The organism is Bacillus sp. FSL K6-0073, from assembly GCF_038006085.1.
Classification (GTDB): domain Bacteria; phylum Bacillota; class Bacilli; order Bacillales; family Bacillaceae_G; genus Bacillus_A; species Bacillus_A cereus.
Genome location: NZ_JBBOUN010000001.1, coordinates 3,907,847 through 3,932,982 on the forward strand (window position 1 = coordinate 3,907,847; position 25,136 = coordinate 3,932,982).

Sequence of the window (25,136 nt, forward strand, 5' to 3'; positions counted from 1 at the left end):
ACTTCTTATCCATTAGCAAGTAAGTAATCCATTTATTTTCAAAACGAATCTTATCTTATTCTACAGAGAAGATGAAAGAATACACTGGTTGGTTTCCAGCATGCACTTCTACTTCTGCATCTTCAAATTTCTCTTCTACAAATTCAACTAACTCCGCTACTTCTTCGTCAGTTGCATCCTCACCTTGTAGAATCGTTACGATTTCAGAATCTTCATCAATAAGCGCTTCTAGTAATTGCTTCGCAGCTCCTACTTTTTCAGCATTTGTAGATACAATTTTCCCATCTGCAATACACATGAAGTCATCTTTTTGAATTGCTACACCATCAATTTCCGTATCACGTACAGCATACGTAATTTGACCTGTTTTCACATGAGATAAAGCTTCTTGCATGTTTTCTTCATTCTCTTCTAACGTTCCAACTGGGTTAAATGCTAACATTGCTGCCATACCTTGAGGAACTGTTTTCGAACGAACAACAATAACTTCTTGATCTACAACTGATGCCGCTTGTTCTGCTGCCATTACAATATTTCCGTTATTCGGTAAAATAATGATTTTTTCAGCATTTGCTTCTTCAATTGCCTTCACGATATCCTCCGTACTTGGATTCATCGTTTGACCACCTTCGATAACTTTCGTTGCGCCGATGCTCTCAAATAAAGTTTTAATACCAGACCCCATAGCTACAGTTACGATACCATATGGTTGTTTTTCTTTCGATTGAGCTGGTTGTTCAGGAACCATAGTAGGTTCATCTAATAAAGCAGTATGCTGTTCACGCATATTTTCTACTTTAATCTTAATTAAACTACCGTATTTTTGCCCGTAGTTCATAGCGTCTCCAGGATGTTCTGCATGGATATGAACTTTTACAATTTCATCATCAGACACAACTAGTAGAGAATCACCATATACACTAATATCTTCACGGAATTTTTGTTCAGAGAAATTATGCTCTTTCACCTTTTCAGCCTCTAATTTCACCATGAACTCCGTACAATATCCATACTTAATATCTTCTGTACTCAATTGGCTTTGTACACTACGGTGATGTTCTGCGCGTACCATTTCATTCATAGATGGTTGCGTCGGTGCATCAGAAGAAATCGTTTCTCCTTTTAAGTCAGCTAAAAATCCTTCGTATACCACTACAAGACCTTTACCACCGCTATCTACAACGCCAACTTGTTTTAATACAGGTAATAAATCTGGCGTACGATTTAACGATGCGTTTGCTTCTTTCACAACGTCTTCCATAAACAAAACAAAGTCGCGCTGTTTTTTCGCAACTGTTACTGCATATTTACCCGTTTCTCTTGCAACCGTTAAAATCGTTCCTTCAATCGGTTTCATAACCGCTTTATAAGCCGCCTCTACTCCAGCTTCTAGTGCTGCAGCAAAATCAACTGTTGTTAATTCTTCTTTTTGTTCAATGGATTTAGAGAAACCACGGAACAACTGAGATAAAATAACTCCAGAGTTACCACGAGCTCCCATTAATAATCCTTTGGCTAAACTTACGCCGACTTTACCAGCATGCTGCGAAGGGTTTGCTTTCACTTCACGCGCACCTGAAGTCATAGATAAGTTCATGTTTGTACCGGTATCGCCATCTGGAACTGGAAATACGTTTAATGCATCAACAAGCTGAACATTGTTTGTTAAATTATTCGCTCCTTGCATGATCATTTGTGATAAACGTTTTCCATCAATTTTTTGAATTGACACAGATTTTCCTCCTTAATGCACATTACAAGTTTATTACTTTAACTCCTTGTACGTAGATGTTTACAGAATCTACTGCTAGTCCTACAGTTTGATCTAATGTATATTTCACTTTCGTCTGCACATTATGTGCCACTTCTGAAATTTTCGTACCATAGCTCACAATAATATACATATCAATATGTACTTCATCTTCATCTTTACGAACAATAACACCTCTAGTGAAGTTTTCTTTTCGTAAAATGTCTGTTAATCCATCTTTTAACTGATTTTTTGATGCCATACCTACGATACCGTAGCAATCTACCGCGGCACCTCCAGCAATTGTTGCAATTACATCTGTACTAATATCAATTTGACCGTACTTCGTTTTAATTTCAATTGACATCTCGTTTCCCCCTTCATAAATGGTGAAAGTGAGCTAGACTACTTTAGTTACTATCATATAATCTTTTTAAAGAAAATTCCATCGTTCTTTCTTTTCACTCTCATATTTTATGTTTTAAATTACACTTTTTTATGATGAGCAAAATAGTCCATTGTTATTATACAACATGTACCACTATAATATGTCAAGCAATTTTTATGGATTTCAACTTTTCTTCATTGACATATAGTGTCAAGTAAATTTTCTTGATTTCTTTTTTCTACGGTGTTGCATTCTCTTTTTAGTTGTGTTAAATTATAGTAGTGTTTTTAGCATCGCATAAAAGACTAACATTGAAAAATTACGTATGGTAAGGTATCAAGGGAGGGAAATATAAATGGCTCGTGTTTGTGCTATTACTGGAAGAAAAGCTCGTTCTGGTAACTCTCGTTCTCACGCAATGAACGCTACAAAACGTAAGTGGGGCGCTAACCTTCAAAAAGTTCGCGTACGCATCGACGGAAAAGTTCAACGTGTTTACGTTTCTGCTAGAGCATTAAAATCTGGCAAAATCGAACGTGTTTAATAATAAAAAAAAGAGCCGATAGGCTCTTTTTTTACTATAACAATGGAAAAAGCACCGGTGATAGGTGCTTTTTTTAATCTTTTTTGAAGGTATTTAACATTGCACGAACTATTCCACCAAGAAATTTAGGTAACTTAATTGTATAAAATCTCATGGTTTCCCTCCTAATCCCCATTACTCCACTTGGTCACTATATGATGTAAGGAGCAAAATTGTTTCTTCAATCAGTGCTTCTTATCAACATTAATATGCCAGAAGTAAATGAAAAAGTACCTTTTTCCTCAACGAGTTCGTTACTAATACAAAGTGTTGATCCCCACTCTATTGTTTTATTAGTAAGAGGGTACTTAAAACCAAACAATGTAATCCCTTCCACTATTTCAGTAACTGGTACAAAAGATACATAAGGAAAATTTTTATTTTCTTCAATTATATGTGTACCCATTTTTTTAACTGTTATTTCATTTTTATTGTCCACAATACACATTTCTATCTCTACTTCTAACCCTTTTAAAAGCATCTGTATATTTGCCAAACCGTGATCAAGCCTTCCACCAGTAGCACCAAAAATACGAATTAGTGCCGGCTTCTGTTCTAATGCCCAGTTGATTGCAATTTCTAAATCCGTTTGATCTTTTTCCCGCGGAACAATATGTAATTCGTTCGTTTGCTGTCCCATCCATACTAATTCTTCTTCAGTAACTGAATCGTAATCTCCAAACGCAACAGCCGGGATAATCCCTTTCTTTAATAGACGGTATACTCCCCTATCAACCGCTGCCCACACTACTTCCTCATTCTCGTATCGAGCAAAATCTGCGCAATATTCCGAAGGTCCTCCTGCCAAAATATGAATAATCATTTTTTCTTCTCCTTCCATTGTAAAAAGGCAATCTGCCATTCGGTAGATTGCCTTTTTACATATTTTTATCCTATCCTATAAATACCTTACTAGGATAAAAGTTCATCACTACCCACGAATTACGCGAATTGCTTCACCGCGGTCTTTTTGATTGTATACTGCTGACCCAGCTACAAGTACATTTGCTCCTGCTTCCACACAAAGTCTTGCTGTTTCAGCATTTACACCACCATCAACTTCAATTTCTACTTCTAGATTGCGCTCTTTCACCATGTCTGCAACTTGTTTAATTTTCGGTAATACAGAATGGATAAACTTCTGTCCACCAAATCCAGGGTTTACTGTCATAAGTAATACCATATCTATATCTTCTAATACATGCTCAATCACTGAAACTGGCGTATGTGGATTTAATACAACGCCCGCTTTAATACCATGAGATTTAATTAACTGAATTGTACGATGTAGATGCGGACACGCCTCTACGTGAACAGTAATAATATCCGCTCCCGCTTGTGCGAAAGTCGGGATATAGTTATCAGGATTTTCAATCATTAAATGTACATCTAATGGTAATGATGTAATCGGACGGATTGCTTCTACAATTAACGGTCCAATCGTAATATTTGGTACGAAATGTCCATCCATTACGTCAACGTGAATGTAATCCGCTCCGCCCTTTTCTACATCTTTAATCTCTTCCCCTAATTTTGAAAAATCTGCTGATAAAATCGATGGTGCAATTTTAATCATAACTAATACCTCGGCTTTCTCTCTCTAATTTCTTCTACGAATTGTTTATAGTTCTTATAGCGATATTCTGTAATCTTCCCTTCTTCAACCGCAGCTTTCACCGCACATTTCGGTTCAGAAAGATGTGTACACCCTCTAAATTTACAGTATTGGCTCGCTTCTTTCAACTCTGGAAAACAATATGTAAGATCTTCTACTTCTATATCAATGAAATCTAGTGAACTAAAACCCGGTGTATCTGCTACTAGCCCACTCCCAATTGCAATTAATTCTACGTGTCTTGTCGTATGCTTCCCGCGTCCTAAATGGGAGGAAATATCATTTGTTTTCAGCTCTAATTCTGGACGTAGCACATTAAGCATTGAAGATTTCCCAACACCAGATTGACCCGCAACGACAGAAACACAATTTTCTAAGTATGGTTTTAATATATCAATACTTTCTGACGTATTAATAGAAGTAAATAAAACATCATAACCCATCTCACGATAATCATTCGCATAAGCTTCAACAGTTGCTTTCATCTTTTCATCTACTAAATCCATCTTGCTAATACAAATAATTGGCTTAATGTTATGATATTCAATCAGCACTAAAAATCGATCTAACAGTCCAGGATTAAAATCTGGTTCTACTGCAGAGAACACAAGGATCGCTTGATCGACATTAGCAATAGGAGGTCTAACAAGTTCATTTTTTCGATCAAACACTTCAAACACATAACCTTCAGTTGGATTATCTGCCTGAAAAACAACTTGGTCTCCTACAAGTGGTGTAATTTTATTTTTTCTAAATACACCTCGCCCACGACATTGCGTAACCCCTTCTTCATGCTGCACGTAATAAAACCCACTTAAAGCTTTTATAATTTTTCCTTCTGGCATAGAATTCTCCTTTTTTGTATAAGGTGATGCTGAATTTAAAAATGAATGGATTTAAATTTTCCAAATAACGATTTCAAAACCTACCATATATACTTTCGCTAATATACATTGAATTTCCCATTAAATGCAAAAAAATATTTACAGCTGCATCACTTTACTAGCTTTTTGAATCATATATTTTTGCCTGCTATACCGTCCACTTTGTAGACAGCATAACAGGCAATAATAATAATAAGTAGACTTTCACTATTATTGAGTTGGATATGGTACTTCTTTATCAATAATCGTTACTCCATCCCGTACAATTTTATAGTGTCCCTTTGAACCTTCTTGAATTACAAATTCTAAAGAAATAGTCGCTGATTCAGTAATTGTTCTCGTTTCAACCGGTCTATCCATTTTTTGCTGCATGTCTTCTTTATAAATTTCTATTGTTTGCGGCTTTTTTTCACCTGTTACAGCAGGCTCATATGGGATAGAGATATTGTCCACTTTTACCGTTTTAGTCACTTTAGGCTTTTGACCATCAGAGATAATAATAGTTACTTTATCTCCCTCTTTTAATGGTGTACCTGGTTTTGGAAATTGCGAAATTACAAGTCCTTTTTCGACTGTATCTGAATACTCTCGTTTTATATCTGACGTTAGTTTTCTCTCATTCAAATAACCAGTTACACTATTTTCAGTCCACCCCGAAAAGTCACCTGGTCTAATTTGATAAGGCCCTTTACTTACCCAGATTTTCAGTTCTTGCTCCGCTTCTATAACCATCTGATCAGGCGTCGGAATTTGTTCTACAATTTCACCTTTCGGCTTATCATTTTCAATATAATTTACCGTAACTTGTTTATATTTTTCTTCTAACTCAGCTTTTACACTCTCAAAGTTTTGACCTGTGAAATTTGCCATCTTACTTTTCTTTTTTCCACCTGATTGATAGATAGTAATTTTAGCGTTTTCTTTTACGACTCTTCCTGCTACAGGGTCCGTTTTTATTACATCCCCAACTTCAACATCATCTGTATATACAATATTAGGCTCCGTCACCTCAAAGCCCTTTTCTACTAATGTATTTACAGCTGTCGTGTATTTCATACCAGCCACATCAGGAACTTTCACATCTTTCGGAATAAATAATCCTGGAATAACCGTAAGTGCTAATGTTATTCCTATTGCTAAAAATAAAAATGTTGAAATTAAAACTTTAAGCCACTTGTTACTCCGTTTTTTCTTCTTATCTAACTCAGCTGCTTCTGCTCTTATCGGTTCTTCCACCTTACTCCCTTTTAAAACAATCGTTTCATCACTTACATTTTCAAATAATTGTTCTTGTTGAATAATCGGAATCGCTTTCGTCGCTTCCATATCTTCCGGTATGTAAAATGGTTGCTCATTTATCCTCTCTGGATATAGCGCAGTTTCAATATCTCGCTTCATCGCATTGGCAGATTGATATCGGTGAAACGGATCTTTTGCAGTTGCCTTTAATATAATATTTTCAACACTTTGCGGAATATTTTCATTCCATCTTTTTGGTGATGGGATTTCACTTTGTAAATGTTTTAAAGCTATGGCAACAGCAGATTCGCCAGAAAACGGTTGTCTTCCTGTTAACAATTCAAACATAACTATCCCAAGAGAATAGATATCTGATTGTTTATTTGCTATCCCGCCACGTGCCTGTTCTGGTGATAAATAATGGACTGAACCGAGCACTGAATTTGTATGTGTAATTGTTGTTGCACTTGTAGCTGTCGCAATTCCAAAATCTGTTACTTTTATTATTCCATCAGCTCGAATTAAAATATTGTGCGGCTTTATATCACGATGCACAATTTCAAAATGATGGGCATGTGCCATAGCGGATGTTAACTGCTCCATAATATCAAGAGCTTCTCCTATAGGTAACATCCCTCGCTCAATTATGTATTGCTTCAATGTTTGCCCTGGTACATATTCCATAACAAGATAGTATATACCATCTTCTTCTCCGACATCATACATATTCACAATATTTGGATGCGACAACGTTGTAACAGACTGCGCTTCTCGATGGAAACGTTTAATAAACTCTTCGTTATTTGAGTAGTCGAGTCTTAATATTTTTACCGCTACATCTCGGCCAAGTATATCATCATGAGCTAAATATACATTGGCCATTCCGCCACCACCAATCATTTTCAGCAGCTTATAACGGTCATTTAAGCGTTTTCCAATCAGCACGTTGCACTTCACCTACTTTCGTTTGTCGAACCCGCATAATCAATAAGAACAAGTGTGATATTATCTTCTCCACCGCGATCATTTGCCAATTGAATGAGACACTGCCCTTTACCTTCAAGCTGTTCATTTAACTGTAAAATTTGTCGCATATCATCAATAGAAACTTTGTTTGATAACCCATCAGAGCAAAGAAGTAATTGATCATCTTCCTCAATCACCAACGTTTTAACATCTAACCCAACTTTTTCTTCTGTTCCTAATGCTCTTAATAACACATTCTTTTTCGGATGATACTCTGCGTCTTCCTTTGAAATTTCACCATGTTTCACAAGCTCATTTACAAGCGAATGATCTTCCGTTACTAGCGTCATTTCTCCTTCTGATACCATATAGCAACGACTATCTCCTATATGCCCTATTGTCACAAAGCTTGGTGTACAAACAGCTATTATAAGCGTTGTTCCCATACCATTACATTCTGCATTTTGCTGAGCGTATTCATATATACGCTCATTAATAATCCCAACACTAGTATGTAACCATTGTTCTACTTTTTTCGGCTCATTCATATTATGTGTTTGCTTCCAATAATCATGGAATAATTGAATGGCCATCGAGCTAGCTACATCACCAGCTCGATGACCTCCCATTCCATCTGCTACTACCGCTAATACATTTCCATCTAAATTGTGAAAAACTCCTGCACTATCTTCATTATGTTGACGAACTTTTCCTTTATCCGATAGAAATACGGCTTTCATCTCGTCACCTCGTCTCTTCTTTGCGCTCCTTCGCACGCAACTGACCGCAGGCTGCATCAATATCATGACCTTGTTCACGGCGAATCGTTACATTTACTCCACGATCTTTTAACGTTTTCTCGAACAAGAAAATTTGTTCACGTGGCGTACGTACATAATCACGTTCAGGTACGTAGTTTACCGGAATCAAGTTCACATGACATTTTACACCTTTTAAGAGCGCAGCAAGCTCTTCAGCATGCTCTACTTGGTCATTTTCTCCTCCAAATAATCCATATTCAAAAGTAATACGACGCCCTGTTCTATTTACATAGTATTTAATAGCTTCCATTAAATCTGGTAATTTATAAGCACGGTTAATCGGCATTAATTTTGAACGTAATTCTGAGTTTGGAGCATGCAATGAAATCGCAAAATTAATTTGTAGATCTTCTTCAGCAAACTTATAAATTTTCGGGATAATTCCACTCGTCGAAACAGTCATATGTCTCGCACCAATATGAAGTCCTTTTTCATGGTTAATGATGCGTAAGAATCCCATTAAATTATCATAGTTATCAAATGGTTCTCCAATCCCCATAACAACAAGAGAACTTACACGTTCTTCTGTTTCATCAAGCGCGCGCTGAACTTCTACTACTTGCGCTACGATTTCTCCAGCTTCTAGGTTTCGCTTTAATCCACCAAGTGTCGAAGCACAGAACGTACACCCAATACGACAACCAACTTGCGTTGTTACACAAATGGAATTTCCATATTCGTGTCGCATTAATACCGTTTCAATAGAATATCCGTCATATAATTGGAATAAGAATTTAATTGTTCCATCCGAAGACGTTTGTTTTACTAACGTGTTTAAAGTAGTAATATCAAAGGAATTCGACAATTTATCACGCAATCCTTTAGAAAGGTTTGACATATCCTCATAATTTTTTACACGTTTTTTATATAACCAATCAAAAATTTGTCCAGCACGGAACTTCGGTTCTCCTTGTTCCTTTAACCAATCTTGCATTTCATGAAGTTGTAAAGAGTAAATTGATGGTTTCTTCGTTTCTAAATTTTTCTTTTGTTTTCTTACAGTCGTTTCCATGATGCTACACCTTCTTCCTTAAACAAGCAATATAAAAGCCATCCGTCGCAAAATAATGCGGTAAAATTTGTACTTGACCTTCATCAATATACGGAGTTAATTTTTCTGGCATACGCTCTTTAAGCGTAGTATCCCATTCAAATTCAGGATGTTCTTGTAAAAATTTCTCTATTACTTGTTCATTTTCTATTTTCTCAATTGTGCACGTACTATAAACAAGACGACCACCTTGTTTTAATAATGGTGCTATTTTTTCTAGTATTGCAATTTGAATCGTCGATAATCTTTCACTATCGCCTTTATCTTTTCCTAACTTAATATCAGGTTTACGTCTAATTACACCAAATCCAGAACACGGTGCATCTACCAATATTTTATCAAACGTTTCATTCGCAAAGTGTTCTTGCACTTTTCTAGCATCTAGCGCTTTAGTTTCGACATTTTCTAGACCAAGTCGCTCTGCTTGCTGTTTAATTAAACGTACTTTGTGTGCATGTAAATCAAGGGACATGACCTTACCAGTTCCCTTTAATCGTTCCGCGATATGCGTTGTTTTTCCGCCTGGAGCAGCACAACTATCAAGAACTGCATCTCCCGTATTCGGTTCTAAAGCGCGTGCTACAAGCATAGAACTTTCATCTTGAATAGAAAGAAATCCTTTTTTAAACGCTTCTGTATGCGCTACATTTCCTCTTTCAATCTGAATTGCATCATCTGATAAGTCACCACGTTTTGCTTCTATACCTTCACTTGCCAACAACTCAATCGCTTCTTCTACCGTTACCTTATCAACATTCACACGCGCTGTTGGTACAGGTGGTAACATGTTTACTTCGCACATTTTTTCTGCAGTTTCTAAACCGTATTCTGAAGTCCACTCTTGGACAAGCCAAACTGGATGACTTGTTGTAATTGCAAGACGTTCTACTGGATCCTTGATTTCATCTACAGAAGGTACACCTTCTCTCTGAATCGAACGTAATACACCGTTCACCATACCAGCAATTCCTTTATGCCCGCGACGCTTTGCAATCTCAACCGCTTCATGAATAGCCGCTCTTTCTGGCACTCGGTCTAAATAAATCATTTGATATAAAGATAAGCGAAGCAATACTCTTACCCACGCCTCAACCTTCTTTTTTAGAAAAGGCTGTAAATAATAATCTAATGTGTCACGACGTTGAATCGTTCCATATACAATTTCAGTTAATAAACCAATATCTTTTCTATCAATTGCACTTTTTTCAATTAGATTATTTAAAAGTAAGTTGCTATATGCACCACTTTTTTCCACTTGAATTAAACCATCAAGAGCTAATTCACGAACATTTTGCCTCATGCATTTTCTCCTAACTTCGTTCCAATTTCAGGTTTTGTTCCACGTAAAAATTGTGAACAACTCATACGCTTTTTACCAGAAGGTTGCAATTCAGTAATTTTAACACCTGTTTCATTACTCGTTGCTACAACAAAACCATCTTCTTCGATTGCAACAATTGTACCTGCTTCAGCCGGTTCAGTTATAGGCACTTTTTCTCCCCACCATACTTTAACAACTTGTCCTGCTAAAGTTGTATAAGCAACTGGCCATGGATTCAATCCGCGAATGTGATTGTATACTTCTTCACCTGTTTTTGTCCAATCAATTTTCTCTTGCTCACGTTTTATATTGTACGCAAACGTTACTTCTTCTTCGTTTTGTTTAATCGGTTCTAACTTACCTTGGATTAATAAAGGTACTGTTTTAGATAGAAGGTGTGCTCCTGCTTCACTTAATTTATCAAATAATGAGCCTGTCGTTTCACGCTCTTCAATTTCAACTTCCACTTGCGTTAAGATATCACCAGCATCCAATTTTTCTACCATATACATAATTGTAATACCTGTTTTTTCTTTACCTTCCATAATTGCATAATGAATTGGTGCACCACCACGAAGTTCAGGAAGTAAAGAAGCGTGAACATTAATACATCCATACTTCGGTGCTTCTAAAATTTCATTTGGTACAATCTGCCCAAATGCAGCTGTTACAATTAAATCTGGCTCTAATGCCAATACTTTTTCATATTCATCTTTTTCACGAATTTTTAACGGCTGTAACACAGGGATACCATGTTTTTCCGCTTCAACTTTAACAGGTGTAGGTGTTAATACTTTTTTTCTACCTACTGGACGATCAGGTTGCGTCACAACACCTACTACCTCATAGCCATCTTCAATAAGACGACGAAGCACCGGCACTGAAAAGTCCGGTGTTCCCATAAACACTACTTTTATCATTTAAAAACCGCTCCTTTTAACACCTATTCTAGTTCGTTTTCTTCATAATATCTTGTCACTTTCGATGTAAATAAAACACCGTGTAAATGATCGATTTCATGTTGAATTGCACGCGCTAAAAATCCTTCCGCTTCTAATAAGAATACTTTCCCACGGCGATTTTGTGCTCTTACTTTAATATAATCGGCACGTTCTACTTCACCATAAAGTCCCGGGAAGCTTAAACAGCCTTCGGGACCTACTTGTTCACCACGTTTTTCTAATATTGATGGATTGATTAACTCGATTTTCCCAGTATCATCATCGACATCAACAACCGCTACTTGCAAGCTTACACCTACTTGAGGCGCAGCTAAACCGACTCCGTCCGCAATTAACATTGTTTCATGCATATCTTTCAACAATTTCACTAACTTTTTATCAAAGTTAATTACTCTTTCGCATGGTGTTTCTAACACTTCATTTGGATGCTTTATTATTTCTAAAACTGCCATATTTCCCTCCGCTACATTAACATTGTTGGATTAAAATCAATTGAGATTTGTAGCTCTTTTTGCATTTCTGCTTGATAATGTTCATTTACCATTTTGAGCACGTTCTTTAAGTTTGGTTCCCGTTTGTATTTTATCATGCATTGATAACGATATCTATCTTTTATCCTTGGAATCGCTGAAGCAACTGGTCCTAGCACCATTGTTTGCTGTGAGCAATGCGTTCGTAAATACGAGGCAATTTTTTCCGTCACTTGTACCGCTTTTAATAATTCAGGATGAGATACAGTTACGAGTACAACATAGTAATATGGGGGATATTGTCTTGTTCGTCTCATTTGCATTTCTTGGTCAAAAAACACATCATATTGTTGGTTCTTCGCTAACTCTATACTGTAATGTTCTGGCGTATACGTTTGAATCACAACTTCCCCTGGCAATTCATGTCTACCTGCTCGTCCACTTACTTGCGTCAATAGCTGATATGTCTTTTCACTCGCCCGAAAATCAGGTAAGTGAAGCATCGTATCTGCAGTTAAAACCCCAACGAGCGTTACTTTCGGAAAATCTAATCCTTTAGCAATCATTTGTGTTCCGAGTAATATATCTGCTTTTTCTTCCCCGAACGCCTTTAATAATTTTTCATGCATTCCTTTTCGACTTGTCGTATCTACATCCATTCGAATGACTCGTGCCTCTGGAAATAGTTTTGTAATTTCTTCTTCTACCTTTTGTGTACCTGTACCAAAGAAACGAATGTATGTACTTTGACAAGCTGGACACTCAGTTGGCATATTCTCTTCGTAACTACAATAATGACATTTTAAACGATGATTCATTTTATGATATGTCAATGAAATATCACAATGCGGACATTGAACAACATACCCACAATCACGGCACATAACAAATGTAGAATGACCTCTTCTATTTAAAAAGAGTACCATTTGTTCTTTCTTTTCTAATCGATCTGCTATTTTTTCATGCAGCGCCTTAGAAAACATTGATCGATTCCCGTCACGAAGTTCTTCTCGCATGTCAACAATCTCTACCGTTGGTAAAGCTTGTTCATTCATACGTTTTTCCATTGTTAATAGTTCATAAACACCTTTTTTCGCCCTTGCAAACGATTCAAGTGTTGGTGTCGCACTACCAAGAACGATAGGACATTTATGATATTGTCCTCTCCAGACAGCTACATCTCTTGCATGATACCTCGGATTATCTTCTTGTTTGTAACTTGATTCATGCTCTTCATCAATAATAATAATCCCTAAATTCTCAAAAGGCGCAAAAACAGCTGAACGCGCACCAACTACAACTTTCACTTCTTTTCTTAAAATCTTACGCCACTCGTCATACTTTTCTCCAACAGACAACGCACTATGAAGAACTGCAACTTGTGAGCCAAACCTACCTTTAAAACGATCCACCATTTGGGGCGTTAGTGCAATTTCAGGAACAAGAACGATAGCTTCTTTTCCTTTCTTGAGCACTGCTGCTATAGATTGTAAATATACTTCTGTCTTTCCACTTCCTGTAACACCATATAGTAAAAATGGATTATAAGTTTCATTTGTAATTGATGATAAAATCGGTGTAATAACTTGTTTTTGTTCCTCCGTAAGTGGAAATGGTTTTGTTTGTTCAAAATCATCATCGTCATACGGATTTCGGTATACTTCCACATACTTTTCTGAAATGAATCCCTTTTTAACAAGTGCTTTTATTGGAGCATCTGTTATTTGTAACTCTTCTGTAATTACTTTCAACGGTGCACTTTTATAATTTTCCACAAAATAATAAAGTACATCTTGTTGTTTTTTACTTTTCAGTTCAAATGCCGCTAATTCCAATTTATCTTCTGGCAACTCCGGCTGAACCACTCTTTGCTTCTTCTTTTGTACTTTATCTTTCACTTGATAAACGACTTCAACCGTACCATTTTTAATTTCTTGTTGAATAGCTCGGTATAAATGTGGCTGTTGCTCGATTACTTCAAAATCAATTGCTTCTTTATCCTGAAATAAATATAGTATTTCAGGTGCTATTTCTTCCTGTTTACAAAGTTGTAGACGTTTTTTATACGTTGCTTTTATCGCAGTTGGAAGCATCACTTGAAAAGCTGAAATCATGTAGCATAACGTTTCACTTGTAAGCCAATATCCAAGCTTTAATAATTCATCATTTAAAACCGGTGTTACATCTAATATTTCATGGATTGTCTTTAACTTCTTACTTTCTACATCCACCGAATCTTTAATCCCAATAATAAAACCTTGCAATTTTCTTGGGCCAAACGGAACTACTACACGCATTCCTGTCTGTACAATATCTTCCCATTTTTTAGGGATAATGTAATCAAATGGTCGATCTGTCTGACGGGCAGGTACATCAACAATGACACTTGCAAATTTCATAAACGATCATCTTCTAACATCATTTCAATTTGCTTCAATATTTCACGAGCTACCTCTTTTTTCATTAAAAGTGGCAACTCAATAACTTTTCCATCTTTTCTATACATTGTTACAATATTCGTATCCGTGCCAAATCCAGCTCCTTGCGCTTTTACATCATTCGCGACAATCATATCTGCATTTTTCTCACGTAGTTTTTTCGTTGCATATTCCTCTACATTTGTCGTTTCAGCAGCAAAACCGATAAGTAACTGTTTATCCTTTTTCTGACCTAACGTTTTTAAAATATCCACCGTTCTTTCAAGTTCAATGACAGCATCACCATTTTGCTTTTTCATTTTATTCTCATGAACATATTTCGGACGATAATCTGCAACTGCTGCTGTTTTAATGACAACGTCTACGTTTTGATAATGTTGAAGAACCACTTCTAACATATCTTGTGCAGATTCCACTTGCACTGTCGTTACATGTAACGGTGGATTTAATGCTGTCGGTCCTGAAACGAGTATAACATCAGCGCCTAAATTCGCTGCCACTTCCGCAATCGCATACCCCATTTTTCCAGAAGAAAAATTTGTCATAAAACGAACTGGATCAACCTTTTCACGTGTTGGGCCAGCAGTTATTAATATTCTTTTGCCCTGCAATGGTTTGTGTTCTGAGAAAGCTTCCTCTAACCGTGCGATAATTGCTTCAGGTTCTTCTAGTCGTCCCTTCGCTACATATCCACATGCTAAAAAGCCTTCCCCAGGCTCAATAAATGTATATCCTAGCGTTTTCAATGTCATCATATTTTTTTGAACTATTTTATTTTCATACATATGCACATTCATAGCAGGCGCAATCCATACCGGAGCTGTAGTAGCTAACAAAGTAGTTGTAATCATATCATCTGCAATACCACCAGCTAACTTTCCAATACAATTGGCAGTAGCAGGTACGACAAGTACAACATCCGCCCAATCTGCTACATCAATATGAGCAATAACAGCTGAGTCTTTCTCATCAAATGTATCCGTATATACATCATGGCGAGAAAGCGCTTGGAATGTAAGAGGCGTAACAAACTTCATTGCCGACTCACTCATCATTACTTTTACAATCGCGCCAGATTGTGTCAATTTACTCGTTAACGCAGCTGCTTTAAAAACCGCAATGCCTCCTGTTACACATAGAAGTATCTTTTTCCCTTTTAGCATATGACTCGTCCTCTTTCTTTTTCAAACTTATAATACTGAAATAGAATTCTCAGCTCGTCAGTACCAATATTTCATTCCTTTCGTAAAAAAATAACAACCTACTTGTAAATAGGTTGTTACCGTTACATAGAAAATTATAAAGTCTATGTTTTATTTTGTCGAAGGCAAAGGCTTATTCAGCTACTTTATCTTCACTTGGTACGTAGCTTAATGCTTCTGCATCGATTTCTTCTAATGCTTTACCTACACATTTATGAGAAACAGGTTTTTCTACAACACAGTTATTAGCAAGTTGCATTTCACGCGCGCGTTTTGCAGCTACTGTTACTAATGTGTACTTAGAATCGATTTTTTGTAGTAATGAGTCAATTGATGGATTTAACATAATTATAGACCCTCCGTCATTTCTTTATAATATTTTGCTACCCTTTCGCGGCGGCAATGTTCGCCAACCACAATTGCTTTAATTCTATCACAAGCTAATTCAACTTGATCGTTTTCTACTACATAGTCGTAAGCGTCCATCATCTCGATTTCTTCTTTCGCTACAGTTAAACGATTTTCAATAACATCTTCAGTCTCTGTACCACGTCCGACAATACGGCTTTTTAGTTCAGATAAACTTGGAGGTGCTAAGAAAATAAATACACCTTCTGGGAAAGCTTTCTTAACTTGAATTGCTCCTTGCACTTCAATTTCTAAGAATACATCTTTTCCTTCTTGTAATGTTTTTTCAACATAGTCAATCGGTGTTCCGTAATAATTACCTACGAACTCAGCCCACTCAAGTAATTTTTCATTACGAATCATTTCCTCGAATTCTTCTCTTTCTTTAAAGAAATAATCCACACCATCTACTTCACCTTCACGCGGCTTACGTGTCGTTACTGAAATAGAGTACTGAAAACGTGTATCCTCATGGCTAAACAGCTCTTTACGAACCGTCCCTTTTCCAACCCCAGAAGGCCCTGAAAGAACGATGAGCAATCCTCTTCTACTTCTCATAAATATGTAAAACCTACCCTTCCTCACTTAAATCTTCTTTATTATTCAAACGATGTGCAATCGTCTCTGGTTGAATTGGACTTAATACAACATGCCCATCATCCATAACAATAACCGCCCTTGTTTTTCTCCCATACGTAGCATCAAGCAAAGCATTATGTTCGCGTGCTTCTTGTACTGTTCGTTTAATAGGAGCTGACTCCGGACTTACAATAGCAATAATTCGATGAGCAGATACAATATTTCCGTATCCAATATTTAAAAACCGCATGGCCATAGTTTGCGCCTCCTAGTAAGTCTATCCGATTTCTCCACCACGTATAACTTTATATATTTTTTGAAAGCTACTCAATATTTTGTACTTGTTCACGAATTTTTTCAAGGTTATTTTTCATTTCTACAACATATTTTGAAATTGTTAAGTCATTTGCCTTAGAACCAATCGTATTAATTTCTCTATGCATCTCTTGCACGATGAAATCCATTTTCCTTCCAACAGGCTCTTCAATCTGCAATGTTTCACGAAATTGCTCTAAATGACTTTGCAAACGAACTAACTCTTCATGAATATCACAACGCTCTGCAAAGATTGCGACTTCTGTTAGCAATCTTTGTTCATCTAGATCTTGATTATGTAATTCTTTTAAGCGATTTTCTAATCGTTCACGATATTTTTGTGTAACAATTGGTGCATGTGGAATAATTGCATTTACACAATTGCTAATCTCTTGTAAACGATACGCTATATCTTTATGTAATCGTTCTCCTTCGCCATCTCTCATCGTTTTCAACATATGAGCAGCTTGACGAACAGCCTCATATAAACTGTTCTCAAAATGTTCATTTACATTTTCTATTTCTTCAATTGCTGTTACTTCTGGCATTGCCATTAATTGCTGAAGTGTAATAGAATCTTGTAATTGAAATTTCCCTTTTATATCTTCCATCATCGATTGGTACTGCTCAAGAAGTGACCAATTCACACTTAATTTTCTTTCAACAAGTCCTTCACCCGCTATACTAATAGACACTTCAATGCGTCCACGTCGAACTTGCTGTGCAATTATTTTACGAATTTTGTCCTCAAATACCATCATTTGCTTAGGAAGTCGAATACTCATCTCTAAAAAACGGTGGTTCACCGATTTCATTTCTACTGTAATTTGAAAAGTATCACTTTCTACTTTCGATCTTCCAAACCCTGTCATACTAGAAATCATTTTTATCACATCCAAGCCATAAAATAACTCAATGAAAAAGGTAATAGAGACAAGGCTCTACTACCTTCTGTAAATTATATCACATTTTCATAACATTGACTATTTCAAGTTTAATCCCTTCTTATATAATATCGGCTTTTTCTTCTTAGCCTTTTTCCCTGTTAATAAAGAACCTACTAGTAAGAAAGTCGGAATTGATGACAAACCTCCAATTAATAACCAATCTCTTGCTTGTATCGGCATTGTGCTAAAGATTGGTTGTAACGGTGGATAATATATAACCACTAGCATGAGTAGTAACGAAATAATAACCGCCCCTACTAAATACACGTTCCCAAATGGATTACGGTGAAAGACAGAATGCTCACTACGACAATCAAATACATGAATAAGCTGAGCAAGTACCAACGTCGCGAACGCTACAGTTTGTGCATATTTCAGTTCATTTGGATGTTGGTTATACGCAATAATAAACGCCACTAACGTCACTGCCCCAATTAAAAACCCTCGACTTATTATTTTCCACGCAAGCCCTCTAGCGAATACCCCTTCTTTCGGGTGACGCGGTGTTCTCTTCATCACATCTCCTTCAGCCTTATCCAAACCTAATGCCATCGCTGGTAAACCATCAGTAACTAAGTTCACCCATAAAATTTGAATAGGAACCATCGGCAGTGGTAATGCAAGTAACATCGCAAATAACATAACTAAAATTTCTCCAACATTTGACGCCAATAAGTAGCGAATGAACTTACGTATGTTCTCATATATATTTCTTCCTTCTTTAATTGCTGATTTAATTGTAGCAAAATTATCGTCTAGTAAAACAAGTGAAGAGGCTTCTTTCGCAACATCTGTCCCTGTAATTCCCATCGCTATCCCAATATCCGCTGTTTTTATCGCTGGAGCATCGTTCACTCCATCACCTGTCATCGCTACTATATGTCCTTGATTTTGCAGTGCCTTAACAATTTTCAATTTATGCTCAGGTGATACACGAGCGAATACATACGTATCTTCTACAACATTTTCTAATTCCTCCACATCCATATTCGCGAGTTCTACTCCTTCAACAACGCGTCCATCTGGTGGTAAAACTCCTAATTGTTCAGCAATCGCCATTGCTGTCACTTTATGATCACCTGTAATCATTACTGTTCGAATACCAGCTTCTTTACACTCTTTTACCGCCTGCGCCACTTCTGGCCTTGGCGGGTCAATCATACCTTGTATTCCAACCAACATAAAATCTTTTTCAACGTCTCTTTCATGTTCAATAGAATCCGTGACTTTTAAAGGTTTAAACGCAACTGCAATTGTTCGAAGCGCTTGACTACCTAAGCTATGAATAGCCGCCTGTACTTCTTTTCTATATAGCTCACTTAACGGCTGCTGCTTATCCCCCCATAAGATTGTTTGACTCAGTTGCAAAAGAACATCCGGTGCTCCTTTCGTAACAATAAACTTTTTCCCCTCTCGATCTCGTACAATAACACTCATCATTTTTCGAGTTGAATCAAAGGGGAATTCACGAATAATTTCAAATTTCCCTTTTAATGCCTCACGTGTTATCCCGGCTTTCATTGCTGCAGCTACAAGCGCTCCCTCTGTCGGATCTCCATCTAATACGTACGCCTTTTTCTTTTGAATAATATTTGCATTGTTACATAGTGAACCAAATGTAAGTAGCTGATAAAGTGATTTTGTCTTAGCTGGATTCACTTCTTTTTCACCTTTCATAAAAGAGCCATTAGGTTCATATCCTTGCCCTGTCACTTTCCACAATTCTCCGCCTGACCACATATGTGTTACCATCATTTTGTTTTGCGTCATTGTTCCCGTTTTATCAGAGCATATAACAGAAGCGCAGCCTAACGTTTCTACGGCCGGTAACTTCCTTACAATTGCTCTCTTTTTTATCATACGCTGTACACCAAGTGATAAAGCTACTGTAACAATTGCTGGCAATCCTTCTGGAATAGCCGCAACAGCTAGCGATACGCCAGCTAAAAACATATGATATACTTCATTCCCTTGATACACACCAGCCAATACAACGAGCGCTGTCAAAATAAGAGCTACAATAATTAATATTTTTCCGAGCTGTTCTAACCTTCTTTGCAGTGGCGTTTCCATTTGCTCTGCATTTTGCAACATATTTGCAATTTGCCCCATCGCTGTATTCATACCAGTTGCTACAACAACTCCTGTACCAGATCCTCGCGTAATCATTGTCCCCATAAAAGCCATATTTTTTTGATCCCCAATTGCAACATCTTGCCCTTGCAATGCTTCTACCTTCTTTTGTACAGGTACGGACTCCCCTGTCAAAGCAGACTCTTCAATATATAAACTTGATGCCTCAACAAGACGCACATCAGCCCCAATACGATCACCACTGGAAAACTTAATAATATCCCCTAAAACAAGTGCTTTAGATGGTGCTTTTACCCACTTTCCATTCCGCATTACAGTAACTTGCGGAGCGGCTAGTTCCTTTAAAGCTTCCAATGATTTTTCAGCTTTTCTTTCTTGAAAAAAGCCGAGAATACCATTGATAATAACAATGGCAACAATAGCAATAGAATCAATGTATTCACCTAAAAACGCAGAAACAATTGTTGCTCCAAACAAAACGAGTACCATGAAATCTTTAAACTGTGCTAAAAATACCATTAGTGCAGAAGGCCTTTTTGCTTCTTCTAATTCATTAGTACCAAATTTCTTTACTCGCCCTTCTGCTTCTTTCTCTGTAAGTCCAACCTTTACATTCGTATTCGTTCTTTCTTCCACTTCATGTGCTCGCATTCCATACCAGTTCATCCTGCTATCGACCTCCTGATTCCAGACATACTCTATTGAAAGCTTATTCAGCCTCGTCCAAAAAAATGCTATAATTAACATTTAGTTAGAAAGGAGTGTTCATTTATGGCATTCGATGGATTATTTACAAGAGCGATTACACATGAAATTGAAAATTCTCTTTACACAGGAAGAATTTCCAAAATATATCAACCTTCAAAATACGAGATTTTATTACATATTCGAGCGAATGGAAAGAACCAAAAACTAATTCTTTCATCTCATCCTACATATGCGCGTATGCACTTAACGAATCAAAACTACGATTCGCCAGCAATACCGCCGATGTTCTGTATGCTTCTTCGCAAACATTTAGAAGGTGGATTTATTGAAAAAATTGAACAAATCGACTTAGAACGCATTATTCAAATTACAGTTCGCAGTCGTAATGAAATCGGAGACGAATCATTAAAAACATTAGTAATTGAAATAATGGGACGACATAGTAACATTATCTTATTAGATACGAAAACAAACGTGATTTTAGATAGCTTAAAACACGTTTCATTAGCCGTAAACCGTCACCGAACTGTATATGCTGGTGCTGAGTACGTCGCGCCACCAGCCCAACATAAAATCAATCCTCTGCAAATTGAAACTGCAGATGATTTTATTAGACCGCTAGACTTTCTATCTGGAAATATGGATAAACAACTCGTCGGTGCTTTCATGGGAATATCCCCATTATTTGCAAAAGAAGTAGTAAAGAAAGCCGGTATGGTAAACGAGAAAGCATTATCAGAAGCATTTTTCTCTATACAAACACCATTACTATCTCATGCATATACACCTACAATGATTACTGCAAAGGGAAAAGAATTCTTTTATCTTTTCCCTCTTACACACTTGCAAGGAGAAGAAAAAACATTCTCATCAGTGAGCGAATTGTTAGATCGTTTCTTCTTTGGCAAAGCAGAACGTGATCGTGTAAAACAACAAGCTCATGATTTAGAACGCTTTATGCAAAACGAAAAAAATAAAAACGAGAAAAAACTCATTAAACTCGAAAAAACACTGCAAGATGCTGGAAAAGCAGATAAATATCAACTATTTGGAGAGCTACTTACAGCCAATATGTACGCTTTAAAAAAGGGCGATAAAGATATTGAGGTCGTTAATTATTACGATGAGAATGGTGGAACTGTAAAAATTACATTAGATCCTTTAAAAACACCATCTGAAAATGCACAACGCTATTTCCAAAAGTATCAAAAAGCAAAAAATTCAGTTGTTGTTGTAGAAGAACAAATCGAAAAAACAAATGAAGAAATTCTTTATTTTGATAGCTTACTTCAACAAATGGAAGCTGCTTCTTCAAAAGATATTGAAGAAATTCGTGAGGAATTAGCTGAAGAAGGTTATGTGCGCAATCGTAAAACGAAAAACGCAAAGAAAAAGCCTACTAAACCAGTATTAGATAAATATGTAGCAAGTGATGGCACAGAGATTTTCGTTGGTAAAAACAATAAACAAAATGATTATTTAACAACGAAGTTTGCCCGCCGTGATGAAATTTGGTTACATACGAAAGACATACCTGGCTCTCACGTTGTCATTCGTTCTTTAGAGCCTGCTGAAGAAACTTTACTAGAAGCTGCCAAAATTGCTGCCTATTACAGTAAAGCGAAAGAGTCTAGCTCTGTACCTGTTGATTTCACCAAAATACGCCATGTCAAAAAACCGAGTGGTGCAAAACTTGGTTTTGTTACGTACGACAATCAGCAAACCGTATATGTAACACCAGATGTTGATATTGTAATGAAATTAAAAGCGTAAATAAAAAAATGCGTTGCTTATAAGCAACGCATTTTTTTATATTCGTTCACACTAATTCATATACCCATTTACTAATTCATAACACCTTGCTTTTGTCATCTTATATTTCTCTTCTGAGGCTTCGATACGCCTCATCGTTCCGTTATTTGTATCAGTACCAATTGCTTTAACTTTACTTTCTTTTTCTTTAACCCACGCAATTTGTTTCGTTTTTAACGACTGGAACGCATCAGCTGACATCGTACTTTTTAATGTACTGTAAATTTCATTTAGTTTATTATCCCACAGTTCATAATTTCCTTCTATTTCATTTACTATATCATTGGTTGACATAGCATTCGTATGTTTTTCTTGTTTATCTATAGCAGCTAATTCGCTTAAAACATTTGCTCTATCTATCTTTGAAGAAGATTCTTTTTGCGATTGTTTCTCGTCTTTTGAGCCTGTATACGCACTGGAATCCTTTCTCTGTACTTGTTCTGTTTCTTGAATATTTCTTTCTTTCGTTACTTTTTCATACCTATTTTCATCTACATTGTATGAAATAAGAGATGTTTTCGCATTTACAGTAATTAATCCGTTACTATCTTTGAATATATATTTCTTATCGCCACTATTTTCTTCACTTACAAATGACACATTCTTATCGTCTGGCATTTGTAAAATTCTATTTGCTTCTTCTTTTGTAAGTTTTAAATCTTCAGGAAAAACGAATGACCATTTATCCATTAACCATTCCCCTTCTTTATACACCAAATGAAATTCCCATTCTTGGGCCGCATGACCTATTTCATCTTCTAAACTTAATGTATGTACCGTTAAATTTTCTTTATCTTGTGAAGAAGAAAATCTTATTTCAGATTGAAAATAATTTGGGAATGGTAACATATCAGTCTCTCTCGATCTATTAAAGTTATTAAGCAATTCAGGAAGCTGATTCTCTACAAACTTTTCTGAAACTAATCCCTTAACTCCTTTTTTAACTGTCTCTAAATCCCCAGGATTATTTCGGCTCCATCCATTTTCTTTTTCCATCTCACTAAACGCGTTTGCTATTCCATCTACATTCTTTCTTACAATCTTTTTTGCTTCTTTTTCTGTCACTTCTGGCGCTTCATCAAGCTGGTCAATCATTTTATTCACTTGAACTTTGTTTTCACTTGTTTCACACCCCGTTATAACAAGCATACTAGCGGCCAAACAAAATGACATTACTTTACTTAATTTCTTCATACATTCACATTCCTTAACCCAATTTTTTCGTTACATCTCTTTACCTACAAAAAAACGTAACAATCCCTTATTATACCAATTTTTTAATTTATTTATACAAAAAATATAATATTTAAATTAAAAAGATTTTGTTTGCAAGTTTACATTATTGTTTATTCACATAAAAACTTACTGTAAAAATTTTATATATATTTATTTTACATCCGTCTAGTTTTTTTGACACACAGCTACCCTCTTCTCTTTTATTCTAAATAAATATATTGGCACAATTCTTGCTTTATTAATGTAAAAAGGAGGAATTAAAATGAATATAAGAATAACTAACATCCAAAAACAACTACATAATTACGGAATCGACGGGTTACTTATTACAAAGAAAGAAAACCGTCAATACGCAACAAGCTTTACAGGTAGCGCAGGCGTTGTCTTAATTTCTGCGCATAAAGCTATTTTTATTACCGATTTCCGTTACGTAGATCAAGCAAAAACGGAAATAAAAGCAGCAGAAATTATTATGGATAAAGGAAATTTAGAAGAAGAAGTTGCAAATCAAGTATCAAAATTAAACATTCAAAAACTTGGTATAGAAGACAATAATATGACTTTGCAACAATTTAAGAAACTACAAAAATATATACATACAGAAATGGTTCCAGTATGTGAGATCATTGAAAATATTCGCCTTATTAAAGACACATCTGAAATAGAAACAATGAAAATCGCAGCTACGATCGCTGATCAAGCATTTCACCATATTGTTACATTTCTAAAGCCTGGAATAAGCGAGACTGACGTTCGAGATGAATTAGAATTTTTCATGCGAAAAAAAGGGGCTACATCTTCTTCCTTCCAAATCATTGTAGCTTCAGGCGTTCGTTCTTCACTTCCCCATGGAGTTGCATCAAATAAAATAATCGAACGAGGCGATATCGTTACATTAGACTTCGGTGCACTTTACGACGGATATTGTTCCGATATAACACGTACTGTAGCAATCGGGGAACCATCGGAAGAATTCAAAAAAATATACAATGTTGTACGAGAAGCGTTAAAACGTGGGACTGAAGCGATTAAGCCTGGAGAAACTGCGAAAAGTATCGATGATATAACGAGAGATTACATTACTGAGCATGGATATGGTCAATATTTTGGACACTCTACTGGTCATGGTCTTGGGTTAGAAATACATGAACCTCTTCGCTTATCCCAAGAAAGTAAAGCTACTTTAGAAGAAGGTATGGTCGTTACCGTTGAACCTGGTATTTACATACCAAACTGGGGCGGCTGTAGAATTGAAGATGATATCGTTATCACGAAAGACGGATATGAAGTTATTACAAAATCAAATCGGGAACTAATTGTTATTCCTTGTTGAAATCATAGAAAAAA

General features: G+C 36.3%; 23 protein-coding genes. 3 read left to right on the forward strand and 20 right to left on the reverse strand.

The features are described 5' to 3' along the window. Positions 1 to 55 precede the first annotated feature (55 nt). Positions 56 to 1,732: a DAK2 domain-containing protein gene (locus MHB52_RS20055; protein ID WP_000027129.1), complete on the reverse strand. Its 1,677-nt coding sequence runs from the start codon at positions 1,730 to 1,732 to the stop codon at positions 56 to 58. A 22-nt stretch (positions 1,733 to 1,754) separates the two neighbouring features. Further along, positions 1,755 to 2,117: an Asp23/Gls24 family envelope stress response protein gene (locus MHB52_RS20060; RefSeq protein WP_000021109.1), complete on the reverse strand. Its 363-nt coding sequence runs from the start codon at positions 2,115 to 2,117 to the stop codon at positions 1,755 to 1,757. A 376-nt stretch (positions 2,118 to 2,493) separates the two neighbouring features. Between MHB52_RS20060 and rpmB the strand changes: the two genes are divergently transcribed. Then, positions 2,494 to 2,682: a 50S ribosomal protein L28 gene (gene rpmB / locus MHB52_RS20065; RefSeq protein ID WP_000124776.1), complete on the forward strand. Its 189-nt coding sequence runs from the start codon at positions 2,494 to 2,496 to the stop codon at positions 2,680 to 2,682. A gap of 73 nt (positions 2,683 to 2,755) precedes the next feature. Here the strand turns inward: rpmB and spoVM are convergent, their stop codons facing one another. The 17 genes from spoVM to MHB52_RS20150 all read right to left on the reverse strand — a co-directional run bounded on the left by spoVM (position 2,756) and on the right by MHB52_RS20150 (position 20,699). After that, positions 2,756 to 2,836, reverse strand: coding sequence for a stage V sporulation protein SpoVM (gene spoVM, locus MHB52_RS20070; RefSeq protein WP_001213599.1), 81 nt, complete (start codon positions 2,834 to 2,836; stop codon positions 2,756 to 2,758). 66 nt (positions 2,837 to 2,902) lie between these two features. Further along, positions 2,903 to 3,583 carry a thiamine diphosphokinase gene (locus MHB52_RS20075; RefSeq protein ID WP_033683160.1) on the reverse strand — a complete coding sequence of 227 codons (681 nt, stop codon included), beginning with the start codon at positions 3,581 to 3,583 and terminating at the stop codon, positions 2,903 to 2,905. Between the two features lie 69 nt (positions 3,584 to 3,652). Beyond that, positions 3,653 to 4,297 carry a ribulose-phosphate 3-epimerase gene (gene rpe, locus MHB52_RS20080; protein ID WP_000589974.1) on the reverse strand — a complete coding sequence of 215 codons (645 nt, stop codon included), beginning with the start codon at positions 4,295 to 4,297 and terminating at the stop codon, positions 3,653 to 3,655. 2 nt (positions 4,298 to 4,299) lie between these two features. Further along, the gene (rsgA, locus tag MHB52_RS20085; RefSeq protein ID WP_061663125.1) at positions 4,300 to 5,181 is read right to left on the reverse strand and encodes a ribosome small subunit-dependent GTPase A; all 882 of its coding nucleotides are present in this window, start codon (positions 5,179 to 5,181) and stop codon (positions 4,300 to 4,302) included. 249 nt (positions 5,182 to 5,430) lie between these two features. After that, positions 5,431 to 7,404, reverse strand: a complete 1,974-nt coding sequence (gene pknB, locus MHB52_RS20090) for a Stk1 family PASTA domain-containing Ser/Thr kinase (RefSeq protein ID WP_000904748.1) — start codon at positions 7,402 to 7,404, stop codon at positions 5,431 to 5,433. A gap of 8 nt (positions 7,405 to 7,412) precedes the next feature. Beyond that, the gene (locus MHB52_RS20095) at positions 7,413 to 8,165 is read right to left on the reverse strand and encodes a Stp1/IreP family PP2C-type Ser/Thr phosphatase (protein ID WP_000648703.1); all 753 of its coding nucleotides are present in this window, start codon (positions 8,163 to 8,165) and stop codon (positions 7,413 to 7,415) included. 4 nt (positions 8,166 to 8,169) lie between these two features. Next, positions 8,170 to 9,258: a 23S rRNA (adenine(2503)-C(2))-methyltransferase RlmN gene (rlmN, locus tag MHB52_RS20100; protein ID WP_000450541.1), complete on the reverse strand. Its 1,089-nt coding sequence runs from the start codon at positions 9,256 to 9,258 to the stop codon at positions 8,170 to 8,172. A 4-nt stretch (positions 9,259 to 9,262) separates the two neighbouring features. Next, entirely contained in the window at positions 9,263 to 10,597 is a 1,335-nt protein-coding gene (gene rsmB, locus MHB52_RS20105; RefSeq protein WP_001249666.1) for a 16S rRNA (cytosine(967)-C(5))-methyltransferase RsmB, read from the reverse strand. After that, positions 10,594 to 11,538, reverse strand: a complete 945-nt coding sequence (gene fmt / locus MHB52_RS20110; RefSeq protein WP_000598804.1) for a methionyl-tRNA formyltransferase — start codon at positions 11,536 to 11,538, stop codon at positions 10,594 to 10,596. Before fmt ends, rsmB begins: the two co-directional genes overlap by 4 nt. A 23-nt stretch (positions 11,539 to 11,561) precedes the next feature. Next, positions 11,562 to 12,032 carry a peptide deformylase gene (gene def / locus MHB52_RS20115; protein ID WP_000279455.1) on the reverse strand — a complete coding sequence of 157 codons (471 nt, stop codon included), beginning with the start codon at positions 12,030 to 12,032 and terminating at the stop codon, positions 11,562 to 11,564. 11 nt (positions 12,033 to 12,043) lie between these two features. After that, positions 12,044 to 14,449: a primosomal protein N' gene (gene priA / locus MHB52_RS20120; protein ID WP_016118548.1), complete on the reverse strand. Its 2,406-nt coding sequence runs from the start codon at positions 14,447 to 14,449 to the stop codon at positions 12,044 to 12,046. Further along, positions 14,446 to 15,651 carry a bifunctional phosphopantothenoylcysteine decarboxylase/phosphopantothenate--cysteine ligase CoaBC gene (gene coaBC / locus MHB52_RS20125; RefSeq protein ID WP_061663124.1) on the reverse strand — a complete coding sequence of 402 codons (1,206 nt, stop codon included), beginning with the start codon at positions 15,649 to 15,651 and terminating at the stop codon, positions 14,446 to 14,448. Before coaBC ends, priA begins: the two co-directional genes overlap by 4 nt. 172 nt (positions 15,652 to 15,823) lie before the next feature. Further along, entirely contained in the window at positions 15,824 to 16,036 is a 213-nt protein-coding gene (gene rpoZ / locus MHB52_RS20130; RefSeq protein WP_000933960.1) for a DNA-directed RNA polymerase subunit omega, read from the reverse strand. A 2-nt stretch (positions 16,037 to 16,038) separates the two neighbouring features. Next, positions 16,039 to 16,656: a guanylate kinase gene (gmk, locus tag MHB52_RS20135; RefSeq protein WP_001257741.1), complete on the reverse strand. Its 618-nt coding sequence runs from the start codon at positions 16,654 to 16,656 to the stop codon at positions 16,039 to 16,041. A 13-nt stretch (positions 16,657 to 16,669) separates the two neighbouring features. Next, positions 16,670 to 16,933 carry an extracellular matrix/biofilm regulator RemA gene (remA, locus tag MHB52_RS20140; RefSeq protein WP_001251456.1) on the reverse strand — a complete coding sequence of 88 codons (264 nt, stop codon included), beginning with the start codon at positions 16,931 to 16,933 and terminating at the stop codon, positions 16,670 to 16,672. Between the two features lie 67 nt (positions 16,934 to 17,000). Beyond that, positions 17,001 to 17,876 carry a YicC/YloC family endoribonuclease gene (locus tag MHB52_RS20145; RefSeq protein ID WP_000625869.1) on the reverse strand — a complete coding sequence of 292 codons (876 nt, stop codon included), beginning with the start codon at positions 17,874 to 17,876 and terminating at the stop codon, positions 17,001 to 17,003. A gap of 99 nt (positions 17,877 to 17,975) precedes the next feature. Beyond that, a complete protein-coding gene (locus tag MHB52_RS20150; RefSeq protein ID WP_001104775.1) occupies positions 17,976 to 20,699 on the reverse strand; it encodes a calcium-translocating P-type ATPase, SERCA-type in 2,724 nt (907 codons plus the stop codon). Between the two features lie 105 nt (positions 20,700 to 20,804). Here MHB52_RS20150 and MHB52_RS20155 point away from each other — a divergent pair, with 105 nt between their 5' ends. Then, on the forward strand, positions 20,805 to 22,514 hold the full coding sequence (locus tag MHB52_RS20155) for an Rqc2 family fibronectin-binding protein (protein WP_061663123.1): 1,710 nt from the start codon (positions 20,805 to 20,807) through the stop codon (positions 22,512 to 22,514). A gap of 51 nt (positions 22,515 to 22,565) precedes the next feature. Here the strand turns inward: MHB52_RS20155 and MHB52_RS20160 are convergent, their stop codons facing one another. Then, entirely contained in the window at positions 22,566 to 23,747 is a 1,182-nt protein-coding gene (locus MHB52_RS20160; RefSeq protein ID WP_000736523.1) for a lysozyme inhibitor LprI family protein, read from the reverse strand. A gap of 304 nt (positions 23,748 to 24,051) precedes the next feature. Between MHB52_RS20160 and MHB52_RS20165 the strand changes: the two genes are divergently transcribed. Further along, complete coding sequence (locus tag MHB52_RS20165; RefSeq protein ID WP_044795365.1) at positions 24,052 to 25,122, forward strand: M24 family metallopeptidase; 1,071 nt, start codon at positions 24,052 to 24,054, stop codon at positions 25,120 to 25,122. Positions 25,123 to 25,136: the final 14 nt, after the last annotated feature.

Excerpts from the sequence above, each read along its gene's own strand:
- coaBC (WP_061663124.1), bottom strand. The coding sequence starts at position 15,651 with ATGCTAAAAGGGAAAAAGATACTTCTATGTGTAACAGGAGGCATTGCG.
- MHB52_RS20165 (WP_044795365.1), top strand. The coding sequence starts at position 24,052 with ATGAATATAAGAATAACTAACATCCAAAAACAACTACATAATTACGGA.
- MHB52_RS20060 (WP_000021109.1), bottom strand. The coding sequence starts at position 2,117 with ATGTCAATTGAAATTAAAACGAAGTACGGTCAAATTGATATTAGTACA.
- rpe (WP_000589974.1), bottom strand. The coding sequence starts at position 4,297 with ATGATTAAAATTGCACCATCGATTTTATCAGCAGATTTTTCAAAATTA.
- MHB52_RS20155 (WP_061663123.1), top strand. The coding sequence starts at position 20,805 with ATGGCATTCGATGGATTATTTACAAGAGCGATTACACATGAAATTGAA.
- MHB52_RS20160 (WP_000736523.1), bottom strand. The coding sequence starts at position 23,747 with ATGAAGAAATTAAGTAAAGTAATGTCATTTTGTTTGGCCGCTAGTATG.
- remA (WP_001251456.1), bottom strand. The coding sequence starts at position 16,933 with ATGGCCATGCGGTTTTTAAATATTGGATACGGAAATATTGTATCTGCT.
- rsmB (WP_001249666.1), bottom strand. The coding sequence starts at position 10,597 with ATGAGGCAAAATGTTCGTGAATTAGCTCTTGATGGTTTAATTCAAGTG.
- MHB52_RS20075 (WP_033683160.1), bottom strand. The coding sequence starts at position 3,583 with ATGGCAGATTGCCTTTTTACAATGGAAGGAGAAGAAAAAATGATTATT.
- rpoZ (WP_000933960.1), bottom strand. The coding sequence starts at position 16,036 with ATGTTAAATCCATCAATTGACTCATTACTACAAAAAATCGATTCTAAG.
- spoVM (WP_001213599.1), bottom strand. The coding sequence starts at position 2,836 with ATGAGATTTTATACAATTAAGTTACCTAAATTTCTTGGTGGAATAGTT.
- def (WP_000279455.1), bottom strand. The coding sequence starts at position 12,032 with ATGGCAGTTTTAGAAATAATAAAGCATCCAAATGAAGTGTTAGAAACA.
- fmt (WP_000598804.1), bottom strand. The coding sequence starts at position 11,538 with ATGATAAAAGTAGTGTTTATGGGAACACCGGACTTTTCAGTGCCGGTG.
- priA (WP_016118548.1), bottom strand. The coding sequence starts at position 14,449 with ATGAAATTTGCAAGTGTCATTGTTGATGTACCTGCCCGTCAGACAGAT.
- rsgA (WP_061663125.1), bottom strand. The coding sequence starts at position 5,181 with ATGCCAGAAGGAAAAATTATAAAAGCTTTAAGTGGGTTTTATTACGTG.
- gmk (WP_001257741.1), bottom strand. The coding sequence starts at position 16,656 with ATGAGAAGTAGAAGAGGATTGCTCATCGTTCTTTCAGGGCCTTCTGGG.
- MHB52_RS20145 (WP_000625869.1), bottom strand. The coding sequence starts at position 17,876 with ATGATTTCTAGTATGACAGGGTTTGGAAGATCGAAAGTAGAAAGTGAT.
- rpmB (WP_000124776.1), top strand. The coding sequence starts at position 2,494 with ATGGCTCGTGTTTGTGCTATTACTGGAAGAAAAGCTCGTTCTGGTAAC.
- MHB52_RS20150 (WP_001104775.1), bottom strand. The coding sequence starts at position 20,699 with ATGAACTGGTATGGAATGCGAGCACATGAAGTGGAAGAAAGAACGAAT.
- MHB52_RS20095 (WP_000648703.1), bottom strand. The coding sequence starts at position 8,165 with ATGAAAGCCGTATTTCTATCGGATAAAGGAAAAGTTCGTCAACATAAT.
- rlmN (WP_000450541.1), bottom strand. The coding sequence starts at position 9,258 with ATGGAAACGACTGTAAGAAAACAAAAGAAAAATTTAGAAACGAAGAAA.